This window comes from Synechococcus sp. RC10B2, assembly GCF_047502635.1.
The window spans coordinates 31,152-56,033 of the sequence record NZ_JANSHO010000093.1 but is presented as its reverse complement, the minus strand read 5'-3'; the positions used below and the strand labels follow the sequence as shown (position 1 = coordinate 56,033).

Below are 24,882 nucleotides of genomic sequence, written 5' to 3'. Positions count from 1 at the left end.
GTCTATGTGGGTGCGCGTCCCGTGTCGCCCGACGCGACGCTCGGCGCACTGCTCTGGAACGCGGATATGCCGCTGATGGGCATGCTGGTTGTCGGCGCGCTACTGCTGGCGGGCTTTTTTGTCGCAGGCTGGAACGCCGAGATGTGGCGGTTGCCCGTCGGACGCTTCGCGCTGCCGTTCGCGCTGTTGATTGTGTGGATGGGGCTGTCTGCTGCGCTGATGCAGTCGGGTTGGGCGGGCATGCATCGCTTGGTGCAGTGGCTGCTGGGGCTGCTGTGCATCGTGAATCTGGCGGCGGTTGCGCGGCGGGGTACAACGGGCTGGCTCGTGGTCGCGCCGATGATTGTTAGCGCGAGCCTGTTGGGACTGCGTGGCTGCGCGGAGTACCTCGCCAACGCGCTGGGCGGGGTTCCGAACTGGCGCATCTTCGCGAGCTTTTTCAACCCGAACCTGCTGGCGGGCTACTTGGCGATGAGCGCGCCGTTGACGCTGGGCGCGCTGCTGATGCTGGGGCGCGAGTTGCCCGAACCGCGTCGGCGCGTCTACACCGCGCTGCTCACGGTCGGGCTGTGGCTGCAACTCAGTGCGCTTGCCCTCACTGCCTCGCGGCTGGGGATGCTGGCGTTTGTTGGCGCGGCGGCGGTCTTTCTGGGGCTTACGGGCGCGTGGCGACTGCTGGGGCGCGACTTCGTGATGCGCCTCGTGGTGGTTGGCGTGCTGCTGCTGGGCGTGTTCTGGCTGAGTACCCCCGCTACACAGCGGCTGACCCCGCAGGCGGCGACGCAGGATGTGCATTCGGGCGCCTTCCGCATCGAGACCTGGAAGGGCGCCCTGCGCACCGCGTTAGCGAACCCGATACTGGGTGTGGGCACGGGCGCGTTCGAGTGGCAGTACCCGCGCTATGCGAGCGTCGGCTACACCCGCGCGGCGCATAATACCTATCTGGAACTCGCCGCCGAGTCGGGGCTGCCCGCGCTGGCGCTGCTGATCGCGCTGGCGGTCGGCTGGCTGGGGCGCGCGTTGCAGGGCGAGCAGCCGCCTGACCCGACCCGACCCGCACCCCGCGTGATGGACTGGCGTCCGATGCGGGCGGGCGTCATCGCGGCAGTCGTCGGCGCGGCGCTGCACAACGCCGTCGATTCCGACCTGCAGGCGTTTGCGAACCTGCTGACGCTGTGCGCGCTGCTGGGGCTGGGGCTGGCGTTTGCGGTGGACGGCGTGTACGCGATGCCCGTGCGCGCGATTGAACGGCGGGGCACTGCGCTGACCATCACGCTGGTTGCGCTGACGGCTCTGACGGGCTTCGGGCTGGGCGAGTGGTACGCCAATCAGGGCAAGTACGAGATGCTGGTCTCGCATGTACCCCAAGCGGCGGAGTATTACAGCGCGGCGCGGCGGTTCGACCCCACCAACGCCGACTACCTGATGGACGCGGGCGAGCTGTATTACGCGCTGGGCAGGCGCGAGACCGCGCTGGAGCTGATGAGCCGCGCCGTGCGCCTCAAGCCCTCGCCGCGCAACCTCTATCGGCTGGGGCTGTATTACGAGCGCGAGAACGACCGCGAACGCGCCCGCGCCCAGTTCGAAGCTGCGCTGGAACGCGACCCGCACAGCCTGCCCGCGCTGCTCAAACTCGCCCAGTACGCCCAGCCCGACCCCAGCAACCCGCGCCTGACCGACGAAGCGCGGGGATACTACGAGCGCGTCATCGAGGTTCAAAACAGCCCCTACGGGCGCATTCGCGCGATTCCCGAAATCGTGGAGACGGCGTATGGCTTTGCGCACCTCGCGCTGGCGCGCCACTACCGCGCGCGGGGCGAGACAGTCAAGGCGCAGGGGCACTACGAGCAGGCGCTGCAAGTGTTCCGCAACTACCGCGAGGTGACCTATCCGTTCAACTTGGCGGGGCGCGGGCTGGGGCTGTATAACCCCGAACGCGAACGGCAGATTCTCAGCGCGCACCTACAGGCGTTGCGAGACTTGGCGACGCTCTACGAGTCGCAGGGGCGCACCCAAGACGCCGACGCGCTTCGACAGGAGTATGCAAAGCTGAGTGCGGAGTAGTCTGTTGGAGTTTCTCAATTAGCCGTGGGCGGTAGCGCGATGGTTCGGTTGTCGCGTTGTTATGATGGGTTGTGCGTGGTAGAGGCGTGTTGGATAGCGTGGGCATGCGTGCGGTGGTTTGTGCGGATTCGCGCCTGTCCTGACCACGCAGGGGCTGACTGCGCTACCCCCGAAACGGCAGGTCGAACTCGTAGCGCCCGTTCAGCACAACGGCGCAGCCTGCCTGCTGCGCAGCAAGTTGCACCTCTTGGCTAATCTCACTCCCGACAACGGTCGGGGTAGCGGTGAAACCGCGCTGTCGGAAAATCTCCGCGCGTCGCACGGCACGCTCTACATCGTAGTGCGTGATCGTCCACGAGACCTCAATCACTAAAACGGTGTCCTGCCCGTCGGTTCTGCGTCGCCCGCGCACCAGCAGGTCTATGACGCTCAGCTCGGTGTGCTCGGCGTCGCTCAGGGGCGCGACCGCCTCCAGCGGGTCTTCCAAGTCGATCCAGTCGATGACGGCGACACTGCGGAAGTACCTGCCAAATATGGAACGCGCCTTGTCGCGGTACTCGCGTTCGAGCGACTTGCCTTTCAGTTCGGCGATGTCGTCGGTGTTTCGCTGGATTTTTTGTGCCAGTTCTGCGTAGCCTTCGCGCATTTCGGCGCGTAGTTGCTCGAAGCCCTCGCGCATTTCGCGGCGTACCGCCTCGAACTCGCGGTCTACTTGGGCGAACCGCTCGCGCATTTCGGCGCGTAGGCTCTCGATCTCGCGCTCGGCTTGAGCGATTCGCTCGTTCACCTGCACAAACCGCTCATCTACACGCGCGAACCGCTCGTCAACACGCGCGAACCGCTCGTCAACACGCGCGAACTGTTCGTCAACACGCGCGAAGCCGCTGCGCATCTCTTGGCGCACGGCGTCGAACTCGCGCCGCACCTCCGCGCGGAACTCCTCGAACTCCGCAGGCAGGCGCGCCAGCTCGCGCGGCACGAGGATGCTGAAAATCCTGCGCCGCCACTCCTCGTTCTGCTCCAAGAAGTCTGCCAACTGCTCGACAGTCTCGATAATGGGCATAGCCGAATGAATTATACCACTGGGGCGCGGCACGCCGCGCCCCTACACCCCTCTCCCACCCTGTGGGAGAGGGGCTGGGGGTGAGGGCAAAAAACGCGAGCGCCTCGCACGCAGCGAACTCAAGCGATGTACACTTATCAGGTCTACCCACCCCCACAGGGTACACTATTGCCTGCACAACAACGGAGGCAACAAAACCCTATGCGAGCATCGCACTACTTTATGCCGACCTTGCGTGAGGCGCCCGCCGAGGCGGAGCTGCCGAGCCATCGCCTGCTGCTGCGCGGGGGCTTCATCCGCAAGCTCGCCGCTGGCGTCTACACCTACCTGCCGCTCGGCTGGCGCGTTATCCGTAAAATCGAGCAAATCGTGCGCGAGGAGAGCGACCGCATCGGCGGGATTGAGCTGTTTATGCCCGCGCTCGTGCCCCAAGAGCTACTGGACGAGACGGGACGCAGCGGGCTGGACATCCTGTTCCGCCTGAAAGACCGCCATCAACGCCCCTTCACGCTCGGCTTCACGCACGAGGAGGTCATCACCGACATCATCCGCCACGCGGTCAGCTCGTATCGCCAGATGCCGCTGCTGCTGTACCAGATCCAAACGAAGTTCCGCGACGAGCCGCGCCCGCGCGGAGGCGTCATCCGCGCCCGCGAGTTCATCATGTACGACGGCTACAGCTTCGACGCGGACGCCGACGCGCTGGAGACGATGTACCAAAAACTGCGCGAGGCGTACATCCGCATGTTCCAACGCATGGGGCTGCCGACGCTGATTGTGGACGCTGAGGCGGGCGCCATCGGCGGCGGCAGCAACGAGGAGTTCATGATTATCGCGTCTGGGGGCGAAGACCGCGTGCTGCAGTGCGACAAGAGCGGCTACGCAGCGAACGCCGAGCGGTGCGAACTGCCCGACCCGAAGCTGACCCCACCGCCGATTGAAGGCGTCCCGCCTGCCGAAAAGGTTGCCACGCCGAACGCCCGCACCGTCGAGGAGGTGTGCGCGTTCCTGAACACGACGCCCGACCGCCTGGTCAAGACGCTACTAATGCGCGTGGACGGCAAGCCTGTGGCGGCGCTGGTGCGCGGCGACCGCGAACTGAACCCCTACAAACTGATGCACGCCCTGCACGGCGAGAGTGTGGAGATGCTCGACGCCGAGACGATTCAGCGACTCACGGGCGCGCCAGTGGGCTTTGCGGGACCCGTCGGGCTGCCCGCCGACCTGCCCCTGTACGCCGACTACGAACTGCGCGGGCTGCAGGACTTCATCACGGGCGCGAACGAGGCGGACGCGCACCTGATTCATGTCTGCTGGGGGCGCGACTTCCCCGAACCGATTTGGGCGGACTTGCGCGTCGCGCAGGCAGGCGACCCGTCCCCGCGCCACCCCGAAGGTATCCTGCAAGAGGTGCGCGGCATCGAAGTCGGGCACATCTTCCAACTCGGCACGAAATACAGCCAAGCCATGGGCGCGCTGTTCACCGACGCGGAGGGCAACCAGCACCCGATTATCATGGGCTGCTACGGGCTGGGCGTCAGCCGCTGTATGGCAGCCGTCGTGGAGGCGCACCACGACGAGGACGGCATCCGTTTCCCCATCACCGTCGCGCCGTTCGAGGTGATATTGATACTGGTCAACCCCGAAGACGCTTCGCAGCGCGCCGCCGCCGAGCAACTGTACGAATCCCTGCAGGCGCACGGCGTGGAGGTGCTGTACGACGACCGCGACGAGCGCAGCGGCGTCAAATTCAAGGACGCCGACCTGATCGGCATTCCCATCCAAGTTGTGGTCGGGCGCGCGGTGCAGGATGGGCAAGTGGAGGTGCGCCTGCGCACGGACAAGACTCCCGACAAACTGCCGCTGGAGACCGCTGCTGCGCAGATTGCCGAGCGCGTGCGGGCGATGAAGGCGGCGTATCAGCCAAAGTAATGTGCGGACGCTACGCGCTATACGCCGACGGCGAGCAACTCGCGTGGCGGTTCGGGCTGCCCGTGCCGCATCCCGTGCCGCCGCGCTACAACATCGCGCCGAGCCAGCCCTTGCTCGCCCTGCGCCACAACCCCGACACGCGCCAACGCGAATGGACGCACCTGGTGTGGGGACTCGTGCCGCGCTGGGCGAAAGACCCCACCATCGGCAACCGCATGATTAACGCCCGCGCGGAGACGCTGCACGAAAAGCCCGCCTTCCGCGACGCCTACCGCTACCGACGGTGCATCATCCCCGCCAACGGCTTCTACGAGTGGCAGAAGGTGGGTGCTGCCAAGCGTCCCTACTTCGTGCGGGCGCGCGACGACCTCCTGCTGGGGCTGGCAGGGCTGTGGGCGACCTGGCACAGCCCCGACGGGAGCGAACTGCACACCTGCACGATTATCACCACCGACGCGAACGCCACGGTGCGCCCGCTGCACGACCGTATGGCGGTCATCCTGCCGCCCGACGCCTACGCGCTGTGGCTTGACCCCGACGCTCCCCTGTCGTCGCTGGCACCGCTGCTGCGCCCCGCGCCCGACGACCTGCTGATTGCCTACCCTGTGGGCACGCGCGTCAACAGCCCCGCCAACGACGACCCCAGCCTGATTGCCCCCGCCGACGCGCCTCAACAGAGCGCGTTGGAGTTATAGCGCGAAAAACTACGCCGTCGGGTATAATACGCGTTGCGCATGCGGGGCGAAGGCTGTTTCACCAAGCCGCCCGAAGGCGGTTTCGTGAAGCGGCGTCGCCCCAAGCGCACACAGAACGAGTCAAGGAGGTACAGAGAACACTATGGCGCTCACGCCCGAACAGAAACAGGCGATTATCAACGAGTACAAACGCCACGAGGGCGACACAGGCTCGCCCGAAGTGCAGATTGCGCTGCTGACCGCGCGCATCAACTATTTGACGGAACATCTCAAGACACACCGTAAGGATTATCACTCCCGCTACGGGCTGGTCAAACTGGTCGGACAGCGACGGCAGCTGCTGAACTACCTCGCGAAAGAGGACATTCAGCGCTACCGCACGCTGGTACAACGGCTGGGTCTGCGCTCGCAGCGGTAAAGAGGAGGATTTCACAGCATGCGAGAACCCATCGTTGTATCCGCCGAGATTGGCGGAGACCTATTGTCGCTGGAAACAGGCGTCTTAGCGAATCAAGCGAATGCCGCTGTGGTCGTGCGCTATGGGGAGAGCGTGGTGCTGGTCACCGCGACGATGAGCCAGAACGCGCGCGCCGACATTGACTTTTTCCCCCTGATTGTTGACTTTGAGGAGCGCAAGTACGCCGTCGGCAAAATCCCTGGCGGGTTCGTCAAGCGCGGGGGACGCCCCTCCGACGAGTCGATTGTGCAGGGACGCCTTGTTGACCGCTCCATCCGCCCGCTGTTCCCAAAGGGCATGCGCAACGAGGTGCAGGTGATTGTGCTGCCGCTGTCGGTGGACTTCGACCACCCGCCTGCGGTGCTGGGCATCATCGGCGCATCCGCCGCGCTGACCATCTCCGACATCCCGTGGAACGGACCGCTCGGCGCGGTGCGCATCGGCTATGTGAACGGCGATTTTGTCGTCAACCCCAACAGCGACATCACGGAACTCTCTGACCTCGAGCTGGTCGTCTCCAGCCGTCCCGACCATGTGATGATGATCGAGGCGGACGCCAACGAAGTGCCCGAAGAGGTAATGCTCCAAGCCATCGAACTGGCGCATCTGGAGAACCAGAAGGTGATTGCGCTGATTGAGGAGCTGCGGGCGCAGGTGGGCAAGCCGAAGGCGGAACTGCCGATGTACCTTGTGTCGTCCGAAGTCAAGGAGGCGGTCAAGGCGTTCGCAGGCGAGTCGCTCAAAGAGGCGATTCAGAACCCTGACAAGCTCGCACGCGAGGCGGGACTGAGCCAGCTCAAGGACGAAATCGTGGTGCAGATGAACACTCCGCCCGACCCCGACTCGCCGCCGCCCTACGCTGGGCGCGAGCTGGAACTTAGCATGGCGGTCGACGAGGTCATCAAGGAGACCGTGCGCAAGCTGATTCTGGACGAGGGCAAGCGTCCCGATGGGCGCGCCCCGAACGAAATCCGCGAAATCCACTGCGCGGTCGGAATCCTGCCCCGCACGCACGGCAGCGGGCTGTTCCAGCGCGGGCAGACCCAAGTGCTGACCACCTGCACGCTCGGCGCGCTCCAAGAGGCGCAAATCCTCGACGCGCTCAGCGAGGAAGAGAGCAAGCGCTACATGCACTTTTACAACTTCCCGCCGTTCAGCGTGGGCGAGGTGCGCCCGCTGCGCGGTCCTGGCAGACGCGAGGTCGGACACGGCATGCTCGCCGAACGCGCCCTGATGCGCATGATCCCCCCCGAAGAGGAGTTCCCCTACGCCATCCTGCTCTACTCGGAGGTGCTGGAATCGAACGGCTCGACCTCGATGGCAAGCACTTGCGGCAGCACGCTCGCGCTGATGGACGCCGGCGTGCCCATCAAGGCGCCCGTCGCGGGCATCGCCACAGGGCTGGTCTACGAAAGCGACGACCGCTACGCTATCCTAACCGACATTCAGGGCATGGAAGACGCCTGCGGCGATATGGACTTCAAGGTCGCAGGCACCGAGAAAGGGATTACCGCCATCCAGCTCGATCTGAAGATCCCTGGCTTGCCGATGCCGATTATCGAGGAGACGCTCGCACGCGCTCGTGAGGCGCGCCTGTATATCCTGCAGAAGATGCTGGAGGTCATCCCTGCGCCGCGTCCTGAAGTGTCGCCGCGCGCCCCGCGCATCTTCGTGATGGAGATCAACCCCGACAAAATCGGCGAGGTCATCGGACCGGGCGGCAAGACGGTCAAGAAAATCACCGCCGAGACGGGCGCGCAGATTCAAATCGAGCAGACGGGCAAAATCTACATCGCCGCGCCTGACGGCGAGTCGGGCGAGCGGGCGCGCCAGATGATCGAGGCGCTGACCAAAGAGGTCGCCGTCGGCGAGGTCTACACAGGGCGCGTGACGCGTCTGATGGCGCGCGGCGCGTTCGTGGAGGTGCTGCCCGGCAAAGAGGGGCTGGTGGACTTGCGCGACCTGACCGACAAGCGCGTCAACCGCCCCGACGAGGTGGTCAAGGTGGGCGATACGCTGCGCGTGCGCGTCAAGGAGATCGACCACATGGGGCGCATCAACCTGACCACGCGCGGGCTGGAGCAACCTGCCGAGTTCGGCGCGGTGAGCGCGGTAGCGTCGCCTGTGAGCAGCGGCGCGCCCCGACCTGATCGACGCCCCGCGCCCCCACGCGGCGACCGCCCTCAGCGCCCCGAAAAACCCCAACCCGCCGAGGACGACATCCCCAAGCCGCAGTTCCGACCGAAGCGGTAAGCCATGCAGGGGGCACATCGCCCCCTGCGCCCTGCACTGACCCTGCCCGACACGCTTAGCCTGCAGGAATCCCCGCGCGCCCGCCGAACGAATCGCCTACGAGGAGGCAAGGTACATGATGCGCTGGATTCTGCTGACGCTGCTTGTGGGGCTAACGGTGTTCGCGTGGTCGCAAGACGCCCCCGATGTGCGCCCCATGCTGCGCGATGTGTTCCCCGTGTCGCAACTCAAGCCGGGCATGCGCGGCTACGGACTGACCGTGTTCAAGGGTACGAAGATCGAACGCTTCGAGGTGGAAGTGGTCGGCGTGCTGGATAACGCCCTGTACGGCTACCCGCTGGTGATGATTATGATGCGCGGGGGACCGATTACCGAGCGCGGCGCGATGGTGATTGCGGGCATGAGCGGCAGCCCCATCTTCATCGAGGGCAAGATTCTGGGCGCGCTGGCGTATGGGTTCAGGTTCCCCAAAGAGCCTGTCGCGCTGGTGACGCCGCTGGAGGCGATGCTGACCAACCTGCACCCGCGCGCCGAGTCGCAACTCGCCGACCTGCGCAGCGGGCACATGATACGCAAGCCCGTGCGGATTGCGGGTGTGCGCTACGCGGGGGTCTACATCGGGCACGAGCAGCCCACGACGCCGAATGTCGCGTGGGCGCGCCCGCTGATGACCCCGATTATGGTCAGCGGCGTCTCGCCCCGCACGATGAAGTATCTGGAGGCGATGCTGCAGCGCCACGGGTTCACCCCGCTGATGGCGCCGAGCGGCAGCACCGCCAAGCAAGTGCCTGTGCGCTTTGAACCTGGCGCGGCGGTCGCCACGCCGCTGGCAACGGGCGACATCGACCTTTCAGCGATTGGCACGCTGACCTACCGCAAGGGCGACTATGTGCTGGCGTTCGGGCACCCGTTTTTCGGCGCGGGCGCGGTGGAGATGCCCATGCACGCCGCCGAGATTGTGGATGTCTTCTCGTCGTATGCGGTCTCCTTCAAGTTGGGCAACCGTGCGCAGCCGCTGGGCGCGATTTACTATGACGGCGCGTTCGCCATCGCGGGGCGCATGGGACAGCGGGCGCGCATGATCCCGATGACCGCCCGTATCACGAACGCTGCCCGCGCTGTGCAACGCGAATACCGCTGCGAGGTGTTCAACCACCCGATGCACACGGGCTGGATTACCGTAATCGCTGTGTTGGAGTTTGTAGACCGCGTTCACTACGATCTTGGCGAGGCGAGCGCGACCGTGCGCTGGCGACTGCAGACGCGCCCGTTCGGCGAGATTCGCTACGAGAACCGCGTCGCCACGCGCGACTCGCTGGCGTTCGCCGTGCTGAGCGACCTGAACTACGCGCTGAACCTGCTGATGAACGCCCGCGAACAAAAAGTCGAACTGGAGCGAATCGAGTTAGAGGTGGAGATACAGCCCGGTAAAGGCGCGGCGGTCATCGACAGCCTGCAGGTAGACCGCTTCACCTACCGTCCCGGCGAGCGGATTGAGGCGACGGTACAAGTGCGCACGCGCAACGGCGCGACCGACACCTACCGCACGAGCCTGCGCCTGCCCGCCGATATGATGCCTGGGCGCTACATGCTACAAGTGAGCGCGGGGGGCGGTGGCGCGCCGACGGGTGCGACAGGGCTGCTTGCCCTGCTGCTGGGCGAAGGCGCGTTCGGCGGCGGTGGGAGCAGCGACACCGAAGCGCAACTGCGCGAGTTCCTCAGCCGCGAGCGCAACTTCCAGATGACCGTCGCGCTGAACCTGCCGTTCCCGACCATCAGCGTTGGGGGCGCGCCGCTACTGCAGCCGCCCCCATTGATGCGTAGCGTGTTCGTCAGCCAGCGCGTCTCCAAAGCGCAGCAGACGCCCGACCGCATCAAGCAGGTGGTGGACACGCCCCATGTGCTGGAGGGCGCACAGAGCGTCATGATTACCGTGCTGCCTGCCGACACGGGGCGCAGCCCGTTCGGTAGGTTCGCCCCGCCGCCCTTTGTGGAGGGCGAGGAGACTTCCGCCGAGGTGGACGAGACGGAGTCGCTGCCGTCGGCGGAGGCGAGCGCGATTGTCGCCAACCTCCCGCCCCCGCCCCCGCTGGGCGAGCCGTCGTTCCCCGACCTTGCGTCAGGGGCGGGCGCACGCCCCGACACGCGCGCGGTCAGCCGCGCAGCGCGCCAGTGGCAGCCCGAACGGTTCGACCAACTCCGACGGGGCACATTTGAGGGCGCGTCGCTGGACATGGACGGCGCGATACGCCTGTCGGTCGCCCCGCGCGCACTGCCGAGCGCACCGCTGAACTTCGTCTGGAGCGTTGCGCCCGACGGTGAGGCGGGACTGCTGCTGGGTGGGGGCGTTGGCGGGCGCATCGTGCGCGTCGGCGCGGAGCCGTCCGAGCAGACCTACCCCGCCCTGCCAGGCGTGTTCGTGACCGCGCTTGCACGCAGCGAGAACGGCGACCTGTACGCGGGGCTGTCGCCCGAAGGGACGCTGTGCCGCGTCGGGCAGCGCGGCTACGAGACCATCGCGCAACTCAACCCCCGCTATGTGAACGCGATGCGCTGGCACGACGGCGTGCTGTATCTCGCGACGGGCTTGCCCGCGCAAGTGCTGGCATGGGACGGCAACACGCTGCGACAACTGCTAACCGTCGACGAGACGCACTTCAGCGCGCTGACCGTCGGCGCGGACGGCGCGGTCTACGCGGGCACATCCGAGCGCGGGATGGTCTACCGCATCGACCCTGCAGGCGCGATAAGCCCCATCGCGACGCTATCCGAGCCGAGCGTGGCGGCGCTGGCGACCGACGCAACGGGCAACCTGTATATCGCAACCGCGCCGTCGGGGCAACTCTACCGCTGGACGCCTGCTGGCGGGCTAACCCAACTGCACAGCGACCTGAAACGCGAGTGGCGCGCGCTGGTGATGCACAACGGCAGCCTGTACGCGCTGACGCCCGACGAGGTGTACCTGATTCCGACCGATTCGGGGACGGCGCAGCCCGCGCTGATGTTCCGCCAGCGAGGGCTACAACTCATCGGCGGAGGTGTAGTCGGCGAGCGGCTGCATCTGGCGTCGGCGGATGGGCGCCTCTACGCGCTGGAGCCTACCGCCGAGGGGGTCTACCTCTCACCTGTGCTGGATGCGGGCGCGCCCGCGCGCTGGGGCGCACTGCGCTGGAGCGCGAGCCTGCCCAACGGCGCACGCCTGACTCTGCAGACCCGTTCAGGCAACACGCCCGAACCCGACGCGAGTTGGAGCGCGTGGACGACCGCTTACGAGAACCCCGAAGGCAGCACGATCCTTAGCCCGCCCGCGCAATACCTGCAGGTGCGCGTGCACCTGAAAGGCGCAGGGGACGCCGTGCCGACGCTGCACCGCTTCAGCGTGAGCTACCTGCCGCAGAACCGCCCGCCAGAGGTGCAACTGATCGGGCTTACGCCCTATAAGGCGATTAGCGGCAAGCATACCCTGCGCTGGCGCGGGCGCGACCCCGACGGCGATACCCTGCGCTACGAGGTGCAAATCGCACGCGACGGCACAGGCGACTGGCAGCCCCTCAAAAACGGGCAGCCCAAGCCGAACGGCAGCCCCACAGCCGATATGCCAACCGCCCCTAACGCGCCGCCCTCCATCGACGCGCTTGGCTTAGACGACCTGCCCGAAGAGTTCCGCGCCCAGATTCAGCAACAGATGGCGCAGGTGGGACAAGCGCGCATGCCCAATGCGGACGCGCCCGAACCTGAGTCGGACGATGCGCCCAGCCGCGCCGAACGCCCCGACGCCAAAACCCGCTTCGAGTGGGACACCACGCAAGTGCCCGACGGAGTGTACCTCCTGCGGATTATGGCGACCGACGAGCCCGCCTCGCCGACTGATTACGCGACGGTCTACTCGCCCGCCGTCCCGATTGTGGTGTGCAACACGCCGCCTGTGGTCTCTGTGCGCGAGCGGGATGTCAAAGTCGCCGAGGACGGCGTCGTGGAGCTAACGGGCTTCGCGTTCCAATACTTCGAGGAGCGCAAGGAAGGGTCGGCGGATAGCGGCGAGCAGGCATCAGAACGCGCCCGTCGCGTCCTGCGCCAAAGCGCACCTATTGTTGGCGTGCAGTACCAAGTCGGCGACGGCGAGTGGTTCAGCGCGGAGCCGCTGGACGGGATGTTCGACTCGGCGTTCGAGCCGTTCCGCATCCGCACCAAGCCGCTGCCTGCGGGCGAGCATACCGTGCGCATCAAGGTCTTCAACGGCGCGGGCAAAAGTACGACGGTGGAACAGAAACTCTCCGTGCCTGCCAAGCCAACAGCGACGGAGTAGGTTCTACTTATGGAGTGCGGAAGCGCAGCTTCCGCCCACGCTGAAGCTGACGCTTCAGCACTCCAAAGGGGGTTGATTATGGAGTGCGGAAGCGAAGCTTCCGCCCACGCTGAAGCTAACGCTTCAGCACTCCAAAAGGCGGCGGGAGTTGCGCCTTTCGCGTCGTATCTCTAAACAGATGATTACACGACCGCAGGCGGAGCAGGCACACGAAACGCAGGCGCGGTCGGCTCGCGTGCGTCCCCGCGCCCTCGCGCTCGGACTTGCGCTGATGGCGTGCAACATCTACTGGATCACCGTCATCGAGGTGCGCTGGTACACGCTGGACATCACCAGCCTGCCGATTTTCATCACGCCGATTTTCACGCTGTTTGTGGTCGCGCTGCTGAACTGGCTGCTGCGGCTGTATCGCGGGGCAACGCTCTTCACGGGCGCGGAGCTGACGGTGGTCTACATCATTATGGTCACGGGCGCGGTGTTCGCGGGGCACGATATGCTGCAGAACCTATTCGGCACGATTGCCTACCTGCAGCGGCACGGTACGCCCGAAACGGGCTGGCGCGAGCGGTTTTTTGCCTATGTGCCGCACGCGCTCTTCGTGTGGGACGAGGACGCCGTGCGCGCCTACTACAACGGGGGCGTCTCGCCGTACCGCTGGGACTGGCTGCTGCTGTGGGCGAAGCCGCTCGCGCTCTGGGCGGGACTAATCCTGACGCTCGTGCTGATGTGCCTATGCCTGAACTATCTGGTGCTGAAGCAGTGGACGCAGGGCGAGAAGTTGGCGTTCCCGCTGATTCAGCTCCCGTTGGCGATGGCGGAGCCGTCGGGCGCGTTTTGGCTCTCGCGGGCGATGTGGGCGGGGTTTGCCGTCGCGCTCTCGATCAGCGGGCTGAACGGGCTGCATGTGCTGTTCCCGTCTATGCCGCATGTGGAGTGGATTAAGCAATACAACATCGGTCAGTTTCTGACCACTCGCCCGTGGAGCGCGGCGGCGCCGTTCAACATGTCGGCGTACCCGTTCGCGGTGGGGCTGGCGTATCTGATGCCTGCGGACTTGGCGTTTTCGGCGTGGTTTTTCATGCTGGCGCGCAAGGGGTTTCAGGTGCTTGGGGCGGTGATGGGCTGGGACGCGGCGGCGGGGCGCGGGTTCCCGTTTCTGAACGAGCAGGCGGCGGGCGCGTGGCTGATGCTGGGGCTGATGCTGCTGTGGGGCGCGCGGGCGACCTTTCGCGAAGCGTGGCGCGCCGCGTGGACGCCCGACCACCCCGAACGCACGCTCTATCGGCTCAGTTGGCTGGGGCTGGGCGGTGGGGTGGTGGTGCTTGCGCTCTATAATGCGCTGCTGCTGCGGATGGACTTCTGGGTCGCCGCGCTCTTTTTCGGCATCTACTTCCTACTTGCGCTCACAATCACGCGCGTGCGGGCGGAGCTGGGCGCGCCGCACGAGATTTACTTCGTGAACCCGCAGCGCATCATGTTCGATGTGTTCACCCTGCGCGGGCTGGGCGTGGGCAACCTGACCGTGCTGCAGTCGCTTTATTGGTTCAATCGGGGCTACCGCTGCCACCCGATGCCGAACCAGTTGGAGGCGTTGCGGATGGGGCAGCAGTACGCGCTCTCGCCGCTGTGGCTGGGCGGGCTGATTCTAATAGTGTCCGCGCTGGCGTTCGTGCTGGTGTGTTGGGCGAACCTGCATGTGACCTATCGGTACGGGGCGGAAGGCGCGTGTCAGGGCTTCAAGTTCTGGCTAGGGCAGGAGTCGTTCAGTCGGCTCAACAGCTGGCTGACCGAGGAGCCGTTGCGCCACCCTGACCGCTGGTACTACTTGGCGGGCGGCGCGCTGGTGGTGCTGTCGCTCAAGGGGCTGCGAAGCGTCCTGCCTGCGTTCCCGCTGCATCCGACGGGCTACGCGCTCGGCGTCAGCTTCGCGGTGGACTACTTCTGGTTCCCCTTCCTGCTGGGGTGGCTGCTGAAGGTGTGCTTGTTGCGGTTTGGGGGCTGGCATGTGCATCGGCGCGGGCTACAGTTCGCGCTGGGGCTGATTCTGGGCGACTTCACGATGGGGTCAATCTGGTCGCTGATCACGCTGGCGTTCGAAGTGCCGACCTATCGGATTTATATTTGAGGTGGAGAGGGGGTTGGGATATACTCGCATACCTGCGGAATAATACCAACCGCGTGGGCGGAGTTTAAGATTGCCCCCCTCCTTTAGGTTCCCCCCGCTTCGCGAGGGGAACCGCGTGGGGCGCGTGGGTTCGGTTCCCCCTGCGTGCAGGGGGAACCTTAGGGAGGGGGTCTTCAATCTCGCTTGTTTTTGTAAACTGTGTCTCCGCGATTGGTAGAAGCCCGATTAGGGTATCCTGATACATCGTGAGGCTGATAACGCACATCGGAACCGTTCGGGGCACGCACATCGAGCTGGAGGAGCCGATCAATCTCCCTTCAGGGACGCGCGTTCTTGTCCTCGCGCTGCCAGAGGGTAAGATGGATAGCCATCGGATTGTTTCGCGACGAGGCGGAGCTTCTGGATACTATGCTGGAAACTGTGATGACCGCATGAGAAACTCGCCCCCTACGCCTGCACGACGAACGGATTCCCAATCAGGCGCGACTCAACGCCGTCAGGTACACTCTATGCCGATGCAACGCAAGCCAACCGAGACGCGCCTGTATCGGCAGGAGATGAACGAGCGGATTTTGGGCAGCGGGTTCAAGCCGTTCCAGCGGTTCTTTGCGCTGGACGCCAGCGCGTACACCGACGGCGCAATCCCCGTGAAATACAAAGAGATGATGGGGCTGGTCGCCTCGATGGTGCTGCGCTGCAACGACTGCATCTTCTATCACTTAGACCGCTGCGTGCAGGAGGGCGCAACCCGCGAGGAACTGCACGAGGCGATGAATATCGCGCTAATCGTCGGCGGCTCTATCGTGATTCCGCACTTGCGCTACGCCTACGAGATGATGGACGCACTCTTTGCCGAGAAGGAGAAGACCGAATGACCACCGTACACATGACGATAGCGACCACGAACCCAGAGCAGGTGAAGGTTCCGTGGCTGTGGCGGCTGGGGCGCGAGTTCGACCTGAAGGTGAACATCCTGAAGGCGAACATCAACGAGGACGCGGGCTGGGCGTTCGTCGCGCTGGAGGGACCCATCGAGGAGATTCAGCGCGCCACCGCGTGGCTGCACACCACAGGGCTGCATATTGAGCCTGTGGAGCGGTCGGTGTTCGAGTAAGCCCCGATGGAGACGGCAGCCGTCCCGCTGAAGACGCCGCAGCCGCCCGCCGACTTCGAGGCGTTCTGGCAGGCGGCGGCGCAGGAGGCGAAGTCCGCGCCGTTGCACTTCGAGCGCGTGCATCAGGCGGGCGACGACCTGCCGACGCACACGGTGTACCGCCTGCGCTGGGTGGGCATCGACAGGCGCGGGCGCGAGGGCTGGTACGCCATACCGCGCGGCATATCTCTGCCCACCCCTGCCGTGCTGTACCTGCCCGGCTACGGCGTCGGCACCGTGCCCATCAACGAAAACACCGCCTTCGAGGGGCTAATTACGCTGTCCATCAACCTGCACGGCTACGCCGTCGAGCCGAGTGTGCCCTACAGCCCCGAACTGGGCTACTTCACGCGCGGCATCGAGTCGCCCCAGACCTACATCTACCGCCGCTTGGTGCAGGACAGCCTGCTGGCGATGCGCATCCTAGCAGCGCAAGCGGAGGTTGACTCGCGCTTTCTGGTCGCGGCGGGGCTGAGTCAGGGCGGCGGGCTGGGGGTGATGTTAGGCGCGTGGTGCCCCCTCACGCGATGCGTCGTCGCCGAGTTGCCCGCGCTGACCTACTGGGAGTACCTGCTGGGCAGAACCGTGTGGCGCTACCCCATCAAGGAGTTTCAGGACTACATGGAGGCGACGGGCGTCTCGCGCGACGCGCTGCTACACACGCTGCAGTATTACGATGCGGTGAACCACGCGCCGTATGTGCGCGTGCCTGTGCAACTGAGCCTCGCGCTGAAAGACCCTGGCATCCGCGCGCCTGTGGTTTTTTCGCTGTACGACGCGCTACCCCAGCCGAAGCGACTACTCATCTACGAAGACCACGGGCACGACTGGCATCCTGAGATGCGCCTGCACTTGCAGGAGTGGGCGTGGCGTCACTTCGGACGCTTGCGGTAGCGTTCGTACAGGCGGATGTGCTTGCTGGTCATCTCGATGGGACGCCCTGCGATCCAGACCTGAATCACCGCGCTGCGGATGTCCAGCGGGTCGCCCGACACCAGCACGAGGTTCGCGTCCTTGCCCACTTCGATGCTGCCGAGCCGATGCGCCAGCCCCAGAATCTGCGCAGGGTAGAGCGTGATGGCTTTCAGCCCCTCCTCGCGGGGCAGCCCGTGCGCGACGGCGGTCGCCACATGATACGGCAGGTTGCGGGCGTTGCTGGCGTCGTTGCTGGCGATGCAGAAGCGCACGCCCTTCTCGTGCAGGCGTTTCGGCAGCACGAACGGCTCGTCGTAGGGTTCCGATTCCGCGCTGGGCATATTGTGGACGCCTTCCAGAATCACGGGTACCTGCTTTTCGCGCAGCAGGTCGGCGACTCGCCACGCCTCTGAGCCGCCCACAATCACCAGGCGCACCTTCTGCTCCTCTGCCCAGCGGAGGGCGGCTTGGATGCCCAACGCGCTGTTGACGCGCACAAACAGCGGCAGCTTGCCCTCCAGAATGGGAATCATCGCGTCGAAGCGCGGGTCGCGCTCGTGGGCGGGGATGCCGTCCTCGTCCGCGGCTTGGTGGGCGCGCAGGTAGCGGCGGGCGTTGTCGAAAAACTCATCGATGGGGCGCATGCGGCTCTCCCAGTCGCGGCGGCGGGCGTCCGCGCTCTGGTTCGGCGTCGCCGACGGCGCAGGGAAGTTCATCATCAGCCCGATCGGCGTCTTGATGACCATCTCCTCCCAAGTCCAGCCGTCGAGGTTCATCACGCAGCCCATGCCCGACAGGATTCCGCCCGTGGGCGCGGCGACCACCGTCGTCGTGCCGTTCACGCGCGTGACGGGAATCAGTTCCGAGTCGGGGTTCAGCGCGATTTCGGCGCGGGCGTTCGGGTTGAACGGTCCCGTCTCGGTAGTATCGATGGTGGCGGCGATAGAGCCGATTTCGGTTAGCCCCAGCGTGGTGAGCGCGTCGATGTAGCCGGGGTAGAGGTGGTTGCCCTTGCCGTCGTAGACGACTGCGCCGCGCGGGATAGTGAGGTTCTTGCCGACGGCGGCGATTTTGCCGTCGCGGATCAGCACCATCGCGCCCTCAATCGGCGGGGTAGTGATGGGGTGAACCGTGACATTTCGAATCGCGTAGACGCCGCGCGTGCGCGTCGGTCGCTCCAGCGACGCCTCATACCGCGGGGCGAGCGGCGAGATGCCCCCGTCCGCCCATACGCTTAGCACCAGCAGAAGCCCTACGCCGTATCCAACCAGCCTGTGCATAGGCGCGGGATTCGGCGGGTTCAGCGGGATTCCTGCATGCGTAGAGGGGGCACTCCGCGCTACCGCAGCCCCTTCTCGCGCAGCAAGGCGTCTATCCACCGCGCGTCGTCCTCGCTGAACGCGGGCGGCGGCGGGTCGCGGCGGTAGTCTATCGTGTCTGCATACGCCCCGTCCACGTAACACTGCTCCACCACCGCCTGCACATCCAACTTTGCAGGCTTGTCGTCGGGCAGCAGCGGGATGGGAATGACAGGCAGCCGCTCGCGCACCGTGCGCGGGTACAGGTAATACACCGCCCGCTCGAACCAGCAGTTCACGCTCACCAAGTAGTGCCAGCCGTTGGGCGCGTTCGCCTGCAGCAGCTTGTGCGGCACAGCCAGCGTATGCTCCCCGCCGCGCAGCAGGTCAATCTCCACCAAGTTCACCTCGCTGCGCAGGATCTCGCGCTGCTTGCGCAGGTAGAGCGCGCGCCCGTCGGAATGCGCCTCTTTGTTGGAGGGACTCAGCACTTCAATCACCGTCACCAAGCGCATGTTGTCTTGGCGGTCGAAGATTTGCACGAAGGTCTCCGTGTGGGGAACCTCCTCCACTTGGAGGACGATTGGGGCGTCGCACTCGCGCTCCAGCACAGCGACTCCTCCCCCGCCCTCAGAGTCGGGGCGTCTACGGCGAAAGAGGGCGACATCAGGGACAATCTCGCGCTCGGCGAACTCTAAGTAGACGCGCTCTTCCACACGCGCCACATAGCGCGGGCGCAGGTGGGGCTGAAGCGCGTTGCGGATGTAGATAACCACGCTGGCGTGGAAGTCGTTCCACAGCGCACGGTCTTCGAGGTACGGGTTCATGCCAGGAAACGGGTTGGTCATGCTCTCACCCGTGGAGATTATACCTCGCTGTCGGCGGGCGCGTTTTCGGCGCATAGTTGATTATACCGCTGTGTGCGGTGGTATAATCCCCGTATGGGGCAGGCGTGTTCGTGCGCATACAAGTCGGCGCGTCGGCAGGCGTGGACGATAGGCGTCGGCTTAGCGTTGGCGCTTGGGGCGGAGATCGCCGAGTGGCTGGGGTTGGAGGGCGCACTGCCAATCGCGCTGGCGGGCGCGGCGATACTGCTAGCGGGGCGCGGGGTGCTGTGGCAGGGGCTGCACGCGCTCGTGCGCCTGCGCCCGAACATCTACCTGCTGATGACGCTGGCAAGCGCGGGCGCGCTCGCGCTGGGCAAGTGGGGCGAGGCAGCGGTCGTGCTGACGCTGTATGCGCTGGCGGAACTGCTGGAACAGCGCGCCAGCGAACGCTCGGAACAGAGCCTGCGCGCCGCGCTCCAGATCGCCCCCGCCGAAGCGACGGTGCAGACCGCCGACGGCGCGTGGCGCACGGTTCCCGTCGCGCAGATTCGCGTCGGGCAGCGCGTGCGCATCAAGCCTGGCGAGCGCGTGCCCATCGACGGGGTCGTCAGCGCAGGCGCGTCGGCGGTTGACCAGTCGCCGATTACAGGCGAAAGCATGCCCGTCGAGAAGGCGGTCGGCGATACGGTCTATGCGGGGTCGCTGAACCTACACGGCTCGCTGGAGGTGGAGGCAAGCACGACGGCAGAGGGCACGCTGGCGGCGCACATCGCGCGGGTCGTGGCGCAAGCCCAGGAACGGCGGGCGCAGGTAGATCGCCTGATTGACCGCTTCGCGCAGGTGTATACCCCGCTGATGCTCGCGCTGGCGTCGGGCGTGGCGTTGCTGCCCCCGCTACTGATGGGCGCGCCGTTTGGCGAGTGGCTCTATCGCGGGCTGGTGCTGCTGGTGCTGGGCTGCCCGTGCGCGCTGGTGATAAGCATCCCCGTGACGCTGCTGTGCGCACTGACGGGGCTGGCGCGGCAGGGCGTCGTGGTCAAGGGCGCGGTGGTGCTGGAGCAGGCGGCGCGCCTGCGCGCCTTCGCCTTCGACAAAACAGGCACGCTCACCTACGGCGACCTGCGCGTGGCAAGCGCACAAAGCCTCGACCAAACCCCGCTCCATACACACTTGCGCATCGCGCACAGCCTCGCGAGCTATTCGGAGCACCCGATTGCACGCGCCATTCGCGCCTACTGCCAGCAGCAAGGCATCCAGGCGCAGCCCCTGGAATCGTTCGAGGCGTCGCCAGGGCTGGGCGTTGCGGGCGTCGTTGGGGGCGCAACCTATCGGATGGGCAACCACCGCTTCGTGGAGCAGCATAACGCCTGCTCCAAGGCGCTGGAGCAACTGCTGGAGTCGCTGGAGTCGCAGGGGCTGACGCCCGTAGTGCTGTTTGACCGTCAGCCGCGTGCGGTCTTCGCGCTCAGCGACACGGTGCGTCCCGACGCAGCGGAGGCGATTGCCCAGTTGCACGCGCTTGGGGTGCAGACCGCGCTGCTCACAGGCGACACGCAGGCAACCGCCACCGCCGTCGCGCAGCGCACGGGCGTATGCGAACACTACGCCGAACTGTTGCCCCACGAGAAGGCGCAGTGCATCGACGCGCTCCGCACGCAGTATGGGGCGGTCGGGATGGCGGGCGACGGCATCAACGATGCGCCCGCGCTCGCCTGCGCCGATGTGGGCGTCAGCTTCGCCGAGCGGGGCGCCGACCTCGCGCTGGAGACTGCTGATGTCGCGCTGATGACGCACGACCTGCGCCGAGTCCCGTTGCTTATCGAGACGGCGCGCCGCGCACTGGGCATCATCCAGCAGAATCTCGCGTTCGTGCTGACAGTGCGGGCGGTGTTTGTCGCGCTCGCGCTCACGGGCAACGCGACGCTGTGGGCTGCCATCGTCGCCGATATGGGCAGCACGCTGCTGGTCATCGCCAACGGCTGGCGCGCGGGCAAAACGCCGCCCATCGGGTACAATTCCAACCAGTGAGGTCGCCGATGACGGAACGCAAACCCGAAGGCTATATCGACGGAACGCCGCTCCACCCCGAAAGCCTGATGATGGGCTACGGCTACAAGCCCGAATGGTCGGAAGGCGCAATCAAGTGCCCCATCTTCCAAACCTCCACCTTCGTGTTCAAGACCGCCGAGGAGGGCAAGGCGTTTTTCGAACTGGCATACGGCTTGCGCGAGCCGAAGCCTGGCGAGCAGGTGGGGCTGATTTACAGCCGCATCAATAACCCTGACTTGGAGATTCTGGAAGACCGTCTGTGCCTGTGGGACGAGGCGGAGGACGGCGCGGTGTTCGAAAGCGGCATGGCGGCGATTGCGACCGCTGTGCTGGCGTATGTGCGCCCGGGCGACATGATTTTCCACAACGAGCCGCTGTACGGGGGCACCGACCACCTGTTCCGAAGCGTGCTGCGCGAATTCGGCATTCACGCTGTGCCATTCCCTGCAGGCGCGCCGAACGAGCAGGTAGAGGCAATCCTGGCGGACTGCCCGCTGCGCGACCGCCTCGCGATGATTTACATCGAGACGCCCGCCAACCCCACCAACGCGCTCGTCGACATCGAGTTCTGCAGCCAGTTGGCGAAGCGGTACGCTCCCAACGGGCGCGAGGTAATCGTGGCAGTGGACAACACCTTTCTGGGACCGCTGTGGCAGCATCCGCTCAAGCACGGCGCGGACTTAGTGCTGTATTCGGCGACGAAATATATCGGCGGGCACAGCGATGTGATTGCGGGCGCGTGTCTGGGCAGCCGCGCCAAACTCGCCCCCGTCAAAGCGCTGCGCACCTTTCTGGGCACGATGGCGGGACCGTGGACGGGCTGGCTGCTGATGCGCAGCCTCGAAACGCTCAAGTTGCGCATGACCGCGCAGATGAAAAACGCCCGCTATGTCGCCGACTTCCTCGCCGACCACCCCAAAGTGCAGCGCGTCTACTATCTGGGGCACCTCACGGAAGGGCATCCGCAGTTCGCGCTCTATCGCAAGCAGTGCCTCGCGCCCGGCGGCATGATTTCGTTCGAGATTGTGGGCGGCGAGGCGGAGGCGTTCCGATTCCTAAACGCACTCAAGCTCATCAAGCTCGCCGTGAGTCTGGGCAGCACCGAGTCGCTGGCGGAACACCCCGCGACGATGACGCACGCTGATATGCCCCGCGAGACGCAGCAGGCGTTCGGCATTACCGACGCGCTGATACGACTCTCGGTCGGGGTAGAGCATCCCGAAGATTTGGTGCTGGATCTCAAGCAGGCGTTGGAGCGGGTCTGAGCCTGCGCCCCTTGACAACGCGCCCGCGCAGTTGGGGTATAATTGCATTCGCCACGCGCGGGTGGTGGAATTGGTAGACACGCATGGTTGAGGGCCATGTGGGCATAGCCTGTGTGGGTTCGAGTCCCACCCCGCGCACCATGCGCGTGGGCGGTTAGCTCAGCGGTAGAGCGCTTCGTTCACACCGAAGAGGTCGCTGGTTCGAGTCCAGCACCGCCCACCATAAACGACAGCCCTGAACGCGCAGGCTGTCCGCAACACGCCCCGCACGGCGCAGTGAGCCTCTCCCTCTGGTGAGGGGCTATTTATTATAGCGACCGACGGAGAGCCACACAGGAGTAATGCCATGAAACAGTATGCGCTTGAGCAGATACGCAATGTAGCGTTGGCGGGACATGGCGGGAGCGGGAAAACGACTCTCGCGGAGCATCTCCTCTATATCGCTGGACACATCGACCGCGTCGGCAGCATCGAAGCGGGCAACACGACCTCGGACTTTGACCCCGAAGAGCAGCGGCGTAAAATCAGCCTCAGCGCCACCTTGCTGCCCATCGAGTGGGAGGGACACAAGATTAACCTCATCGACACGCCAGGCTTCCCCGACTTCATCGGCGAGCTGTATAGCGTAGCGCAGGTCGTCGATTCGGTTATCTTGGTTGCGCCTGCGCAGGCGGAGCTGGAGGTCGGCTTCGAGAACGCTTGGGAGCTGTGCGAGGCGCGCCAGCTGCCCCGCCTGATCTTCGTGAACAAGATGGAGCGCGACGGCGCGGACTACAACGGCTTGCTGCAGACCCTGCGCAACGCCTACGGCAATCGCATCGTGCCGCTGCAAATCCCCATCGGCGCAGAGACGCAGTTCAAGGGCGTGGTCGATGTGCTGCACCAGAAGGCGTATGTGGGCAAAGACCGCGATACTGCCCCCTCGCCTGTGCCCACCGAGCTGCAAGGCGAGGTCGAGCGCGCCCGCGAGTTGCTGATGGAAGCCGCCGCCGAATCGGACGACGCGCTGCTGGAAAAGTACCTCGACGGCAACCTGTTGACCGACGAGGAGCTGGTACACGGCTTCCACGAGGGAGTGCGCACGGGGCGTATCGTGCCCGTGCTGTGCGGTTCCGCAGCGTTGGGCGAGGGTCTCGCGCCCCTGCTGCAGGCAATTCTGGAGCTGATGCCCAGCCCTGCCGAATCGCCTGCGCCGAAAGCGACCGACCTGCGCACGGGCAACCCCGTCGAACTGACGCCCGACCCCAGCGCGCCTTTAGCCGCGTTCGTGTTCAAGACCACCGCCGACCCGTTCGTGGGCAAACTGACCTACTTCCGTGTCTATTCGGGCACACTGCGCGGCGACTCGCAGGTCTACAACGCCCAGAAAGAGCGCGACGAACGCATCGGACAGGTGTTCTACACGCGCGGCAAAACCCAAATCGCGACCACCGAAGTGCGCGCGGGCGACATCGGCGTCGTGGCGAAACTCCAAGAGACCAGCACGGGGCACACCCTCTGCGACAAGAGCCGACCCGTCGCGATTGAACCCATCACGATGCCCGACCCCATCTACACTGTCGCTGTGGTCGCCAAGACCAAAGCGGATGAAGACCGCATGGGACCCGCGCTGGCGCGCCTGCAGGACGAAGACCCCACCTTCCACGCGCGACGCGACCCCGAAACGGGACAGACCTTGCTGTCGGGCATGGGCGACCTGCACCTGGAGGTGATTATCGACAAGCTCAAGCGCAAGTTCAACACCGAAGTCGCAACCGAAGAGCTGCGCATCCCCTACCGCGAGACCATCACGCGCCCTGTGCAGCGCGTCGAGGGCAAGTTCAAACGGCAAACAGGCGGGCGTGGACAGTACGGACACTGCTTCATCAACCTTGAGCCGCTGCCGCGCGGCTCAGGGATCGAGTTCACCGAGAGCATCGTCGGCGGCGCAATCCCCAAAAACTACATCCCCGCCATTGAGAAGGGCATCCGCGAGGCTGCCGAGAAGGGCATCCAAGCGGGCTACCCCGCCACCGACTTCAAGGTGAATGTGGTGGACGGCTCGTATCACGAGGTGGACTCGTCGGATCAAGCCTTCCGCATCGCGGGTAGCCTCGCCTTTCAGGAAGCGGCGATGAAGGCGGCTCCCGTCGTGCTGGAGCCGATTCTGGAAGTCGAAGTCGATGTGCCCGAAGCGTTCACGGGCGATGTGATGGGCGATTTGAACGGGCGGCGCGGGCGGATTGCGGGCATCGAGAGCCTCGGCAACGGCAGGCAGTGCATCCGTGCGACCGTGCCGATGAGCGAGATGACCCGCTACGCGCTGGAGCTGCGCTCCATCACGCGCGGGCGCGGACGCTTCCGCACGCGCTTCTCGCACTACGAAGAGGCGCCGCACACCGTCGCGCAACCGCTCATCGAGAAGCACAAGCGCGAACGCGAGTCGCAGGAACACTAAGCATCTACCCACCCCTCTCCCACGCACTGGGAGAGGGGCTGGG

General features: G+C 65.4%; 16 protein-coding genes and 2 tRNA genes. 15 read left to right on the top strand and 3 right to left on the bottom strand.

Annotation, left to right across the window (positions count from 1 at the left end):
• The first annotated feature begins 75 nt into the window (after nt 1–75).
• Nucleotides 76–2,064 carry an O-antigen ligase family protein gene (locus tag NW855_RS15135; RefSeq protein WP_414509048.1) on the top strand — a complete coding sequence of 663 codons (1,989 nt, stop codon included), beginning with the start codon at nt 76–78 and terminating at the stop codon, nt 2,062–2,064.
• Nucleotides 2,065–2,227: 163 nt separating this feature from the next.
• On the opposite strand, the gene NW855_RS15130 is transcribed toward NW855_RS15135, so the two are convergent.
• Entirely contained in the window at nt 2,228–3,127 is a 900-nt protein-coding gene (locus NW855_RS15130) for a hypothetical protein (protein ID WP_414509047.1), read from the bottom strand.
• 126 nt (nt 3,128–3,253) lie between these two features.
• Between NW855_RS15130 and NW855_RS15125 the strand changes: the two genes are divergently transcribed.
• The 9 genes from NW855_RS15125 to NW855_RS15085 all read left to right on the top strand — a co-directional run bounded on the left by NW855_RS15125 (nt 3,254) and on the right by NW855_RS15085 (nt 16,942).
• The gene (locus NW855_RS15125) at nt 3,254–5,059 is read left to right on the top strand and encodes a proline--tRNA ligase (RefSeq protein ID WP_414509046.1); all 1,806 of its coding nucleotides are present in this window, start codon (nt 3,254–3,256) and stop codon (nt 5,057–5,059) included.
• Nucleotides 5,059–5,754, top strand: coding sequence for an SOS response-associated peptidase (locus NW855_RS15120; protein WP_414509045.1), 696 nt, complete (start codon nt 5,059–5,061; stop codon nt 5,752–5,754). Before NW855_RS15125 ends, NW855_RS15120 begins: the two co-directional genes overlap by 1 nt.
• 142 nt (nt 5,755–5,896) lie before the next feature.
• The gene (gene rpsO, locus NW855_RS15115) at nt 5,897–6,172 is read left to right on the top strand and encodes a 30S ribosomal protein S15 (RefSeq protein ID WP_414509044.1); all 276 of its coding nucleotides are present in this window, start codon (nt 5,897–5,899) and stop codon (nt 6,170–6,172) included.
• 18 nt (nt 6,173–6,190) lie between these two features.
• Nucleotides 6,191–8,464 carry a polyribonucleotide nucleotidyltransferase gene (locus NW855_RS15110; protein ID WP_414509043.1) on the top strand — a complete coding sequence of 758 codons (2,274 nt, stop codon included), beginning with the start codon at nt 6,191–6,193 and terminating at the stop codon, nt 8,462–8,464.
• 259 nt (nt 8,465–8,723) lie between these two features.
• Nucleotides 8,724–12,770, top strand: a complete 4,047-nt coding sequence (locus tag NW855_RS15105; protein WP_414509042.1) for a hypothetical protein — start codon at nt 8,724–8,726, stop codon at nt 12,768–12,770.
• Nucleotides 12,771–12,948: 178 nt separating this feature from the next.
• Nucleotides 12,949–14,895: a DUF6785 family protein gene (locus tag NW855_RS15100; protein ID WP_414509041.1), complete on the top strand. Its 1,947-nt coding sequence runs from the start codon at nt 12,949–12,951 to the stop codon at nt 14,893–14,895.
• 509 nt (nt 14,896–15,404) lie between these two features.
• Entirely contained in the window at nt 15,405–15,770 is a 366-nt protein-coding gene (locus tag NW855_RS15095; RefSeq protein WP_414509040.1) for a carboxymuconolactone decarboxylase family protein, read from the top strand.
• Nucleotides 15,767–16,009, top strand: a complete 243-nt coding sequence (locus NW855_RS15090; protein WP_414509039.1) for an NIL domain-containing protein — start codon at nt 15,767–15,769, stop codon at nt 16,007–16,009. The genes NW855_RS15095 and NW855_RS15090 overlap by 4 nt, the downstream gene beginning before the upstream one ends.
• A 6-nt stretch (nt 16,010–16,015) precedes the next feature.
• A complete protein-coding gene (locus NW855_RS15085; RefSeq protein ID WP_414509038.1) occupies nt 16,016–16,942 on the top strand; it encodes an acetylxylan esterase in 927 nt (308 codons plus the stop codon).
• On the opposite strand, the gene NW855_RS15080 is transcribed toward NW855_RS15085, so the two are convergent.
• Both NW855_RS15080 and NW855_RS15075 read right to left on the bottom strand, forming a co-directional pair.
• Nucleotides 16,921–18,243, bottom strand: a complete 1,323-nt coding sequence (locus tag NW855_RS15080) for an amidohydrolase family protein (RefSeq protein ID WP_414509037.1) — start codon at nt 18,241–18,243, stop codon at nt 16,921–16,923. The two genes, NW855_RS15085 and NW855_RS15080, sit on opposite strands and share 22 nt — an antisense overlap.
• A 59-nt stretch (nt 18,244–18,302) precedes the next feature.
• On the bottom strand, nt 18,303–19,109 hold the full coding sequence (locus NW855_RS15075; protein WP_414509036.1) for a DUF4058 family protein: 807 nt from the start codon (nt 19,107–19,109) through the stop codon (nt 18,303–18,305).
• A 165-nt stretch (nt 19,110–19,274) separates the two neighbouring features.
• On the opposite strand from NW855_RS15075, the gene NW855_RS15070 reads away from it, so the two are divergent.
• The 5 genes from NW855_RS15070 to fusA all read left to right on the top strand — a co-directional run bounded on the left by NW855_RS15070 (nt 19,275) and on the right by fusA (nt 24,839).
• Entirely contained in the window at nt 19,275–21,116 is a 1,842-nt protein-coding gene (locus NW855_RS15070) for a heavy metal translocating P-type ATPase (RefSeq protein WP_414509035.1), read from the top strand.
• Nucleotides 21,117–21,124: 8 nt separating this feature from the next.
• A complete protein-coding gene (locus tag NW855_RS15065) occupies nt 21,125–22,402 on the top strand; it encodes a cystathionine gamma-synthase family protein (RefSeq protein WP_414509034.1) in 1,278 nt (425 codons plus the stop codon).
• A gap of 55 nt (nt 22,403–22,457) precedes the next feature.
• Nucleotides 22,458–22,543, top strand: a tRNA-Leu gene (locus NW855_RS15060).
• A 7-nt stretch (nt 22,544–22,550) separates the two neighbouring features.
• Nucleotides 22,551–22,625: transfer RNA gene (locus NW855_RS15055), tRNA-Val, on the top strand.
• Nucleotides 22,626–22,748: 123 nt separating this feature from the next.
• On the top strand, nt 22,749–24,839 hold the full coding sequence (gene fusA, locus NW855_RS15050) for an elongation factor G (RefSeq protein WP_414509033.1): 2,091 nt from the start codon (nt 22,749–22,751) through the stop codon (nt 24,837–24,839).
• Nucleotides 24,840–24,882: the final 43 nt, after the last annotated feature.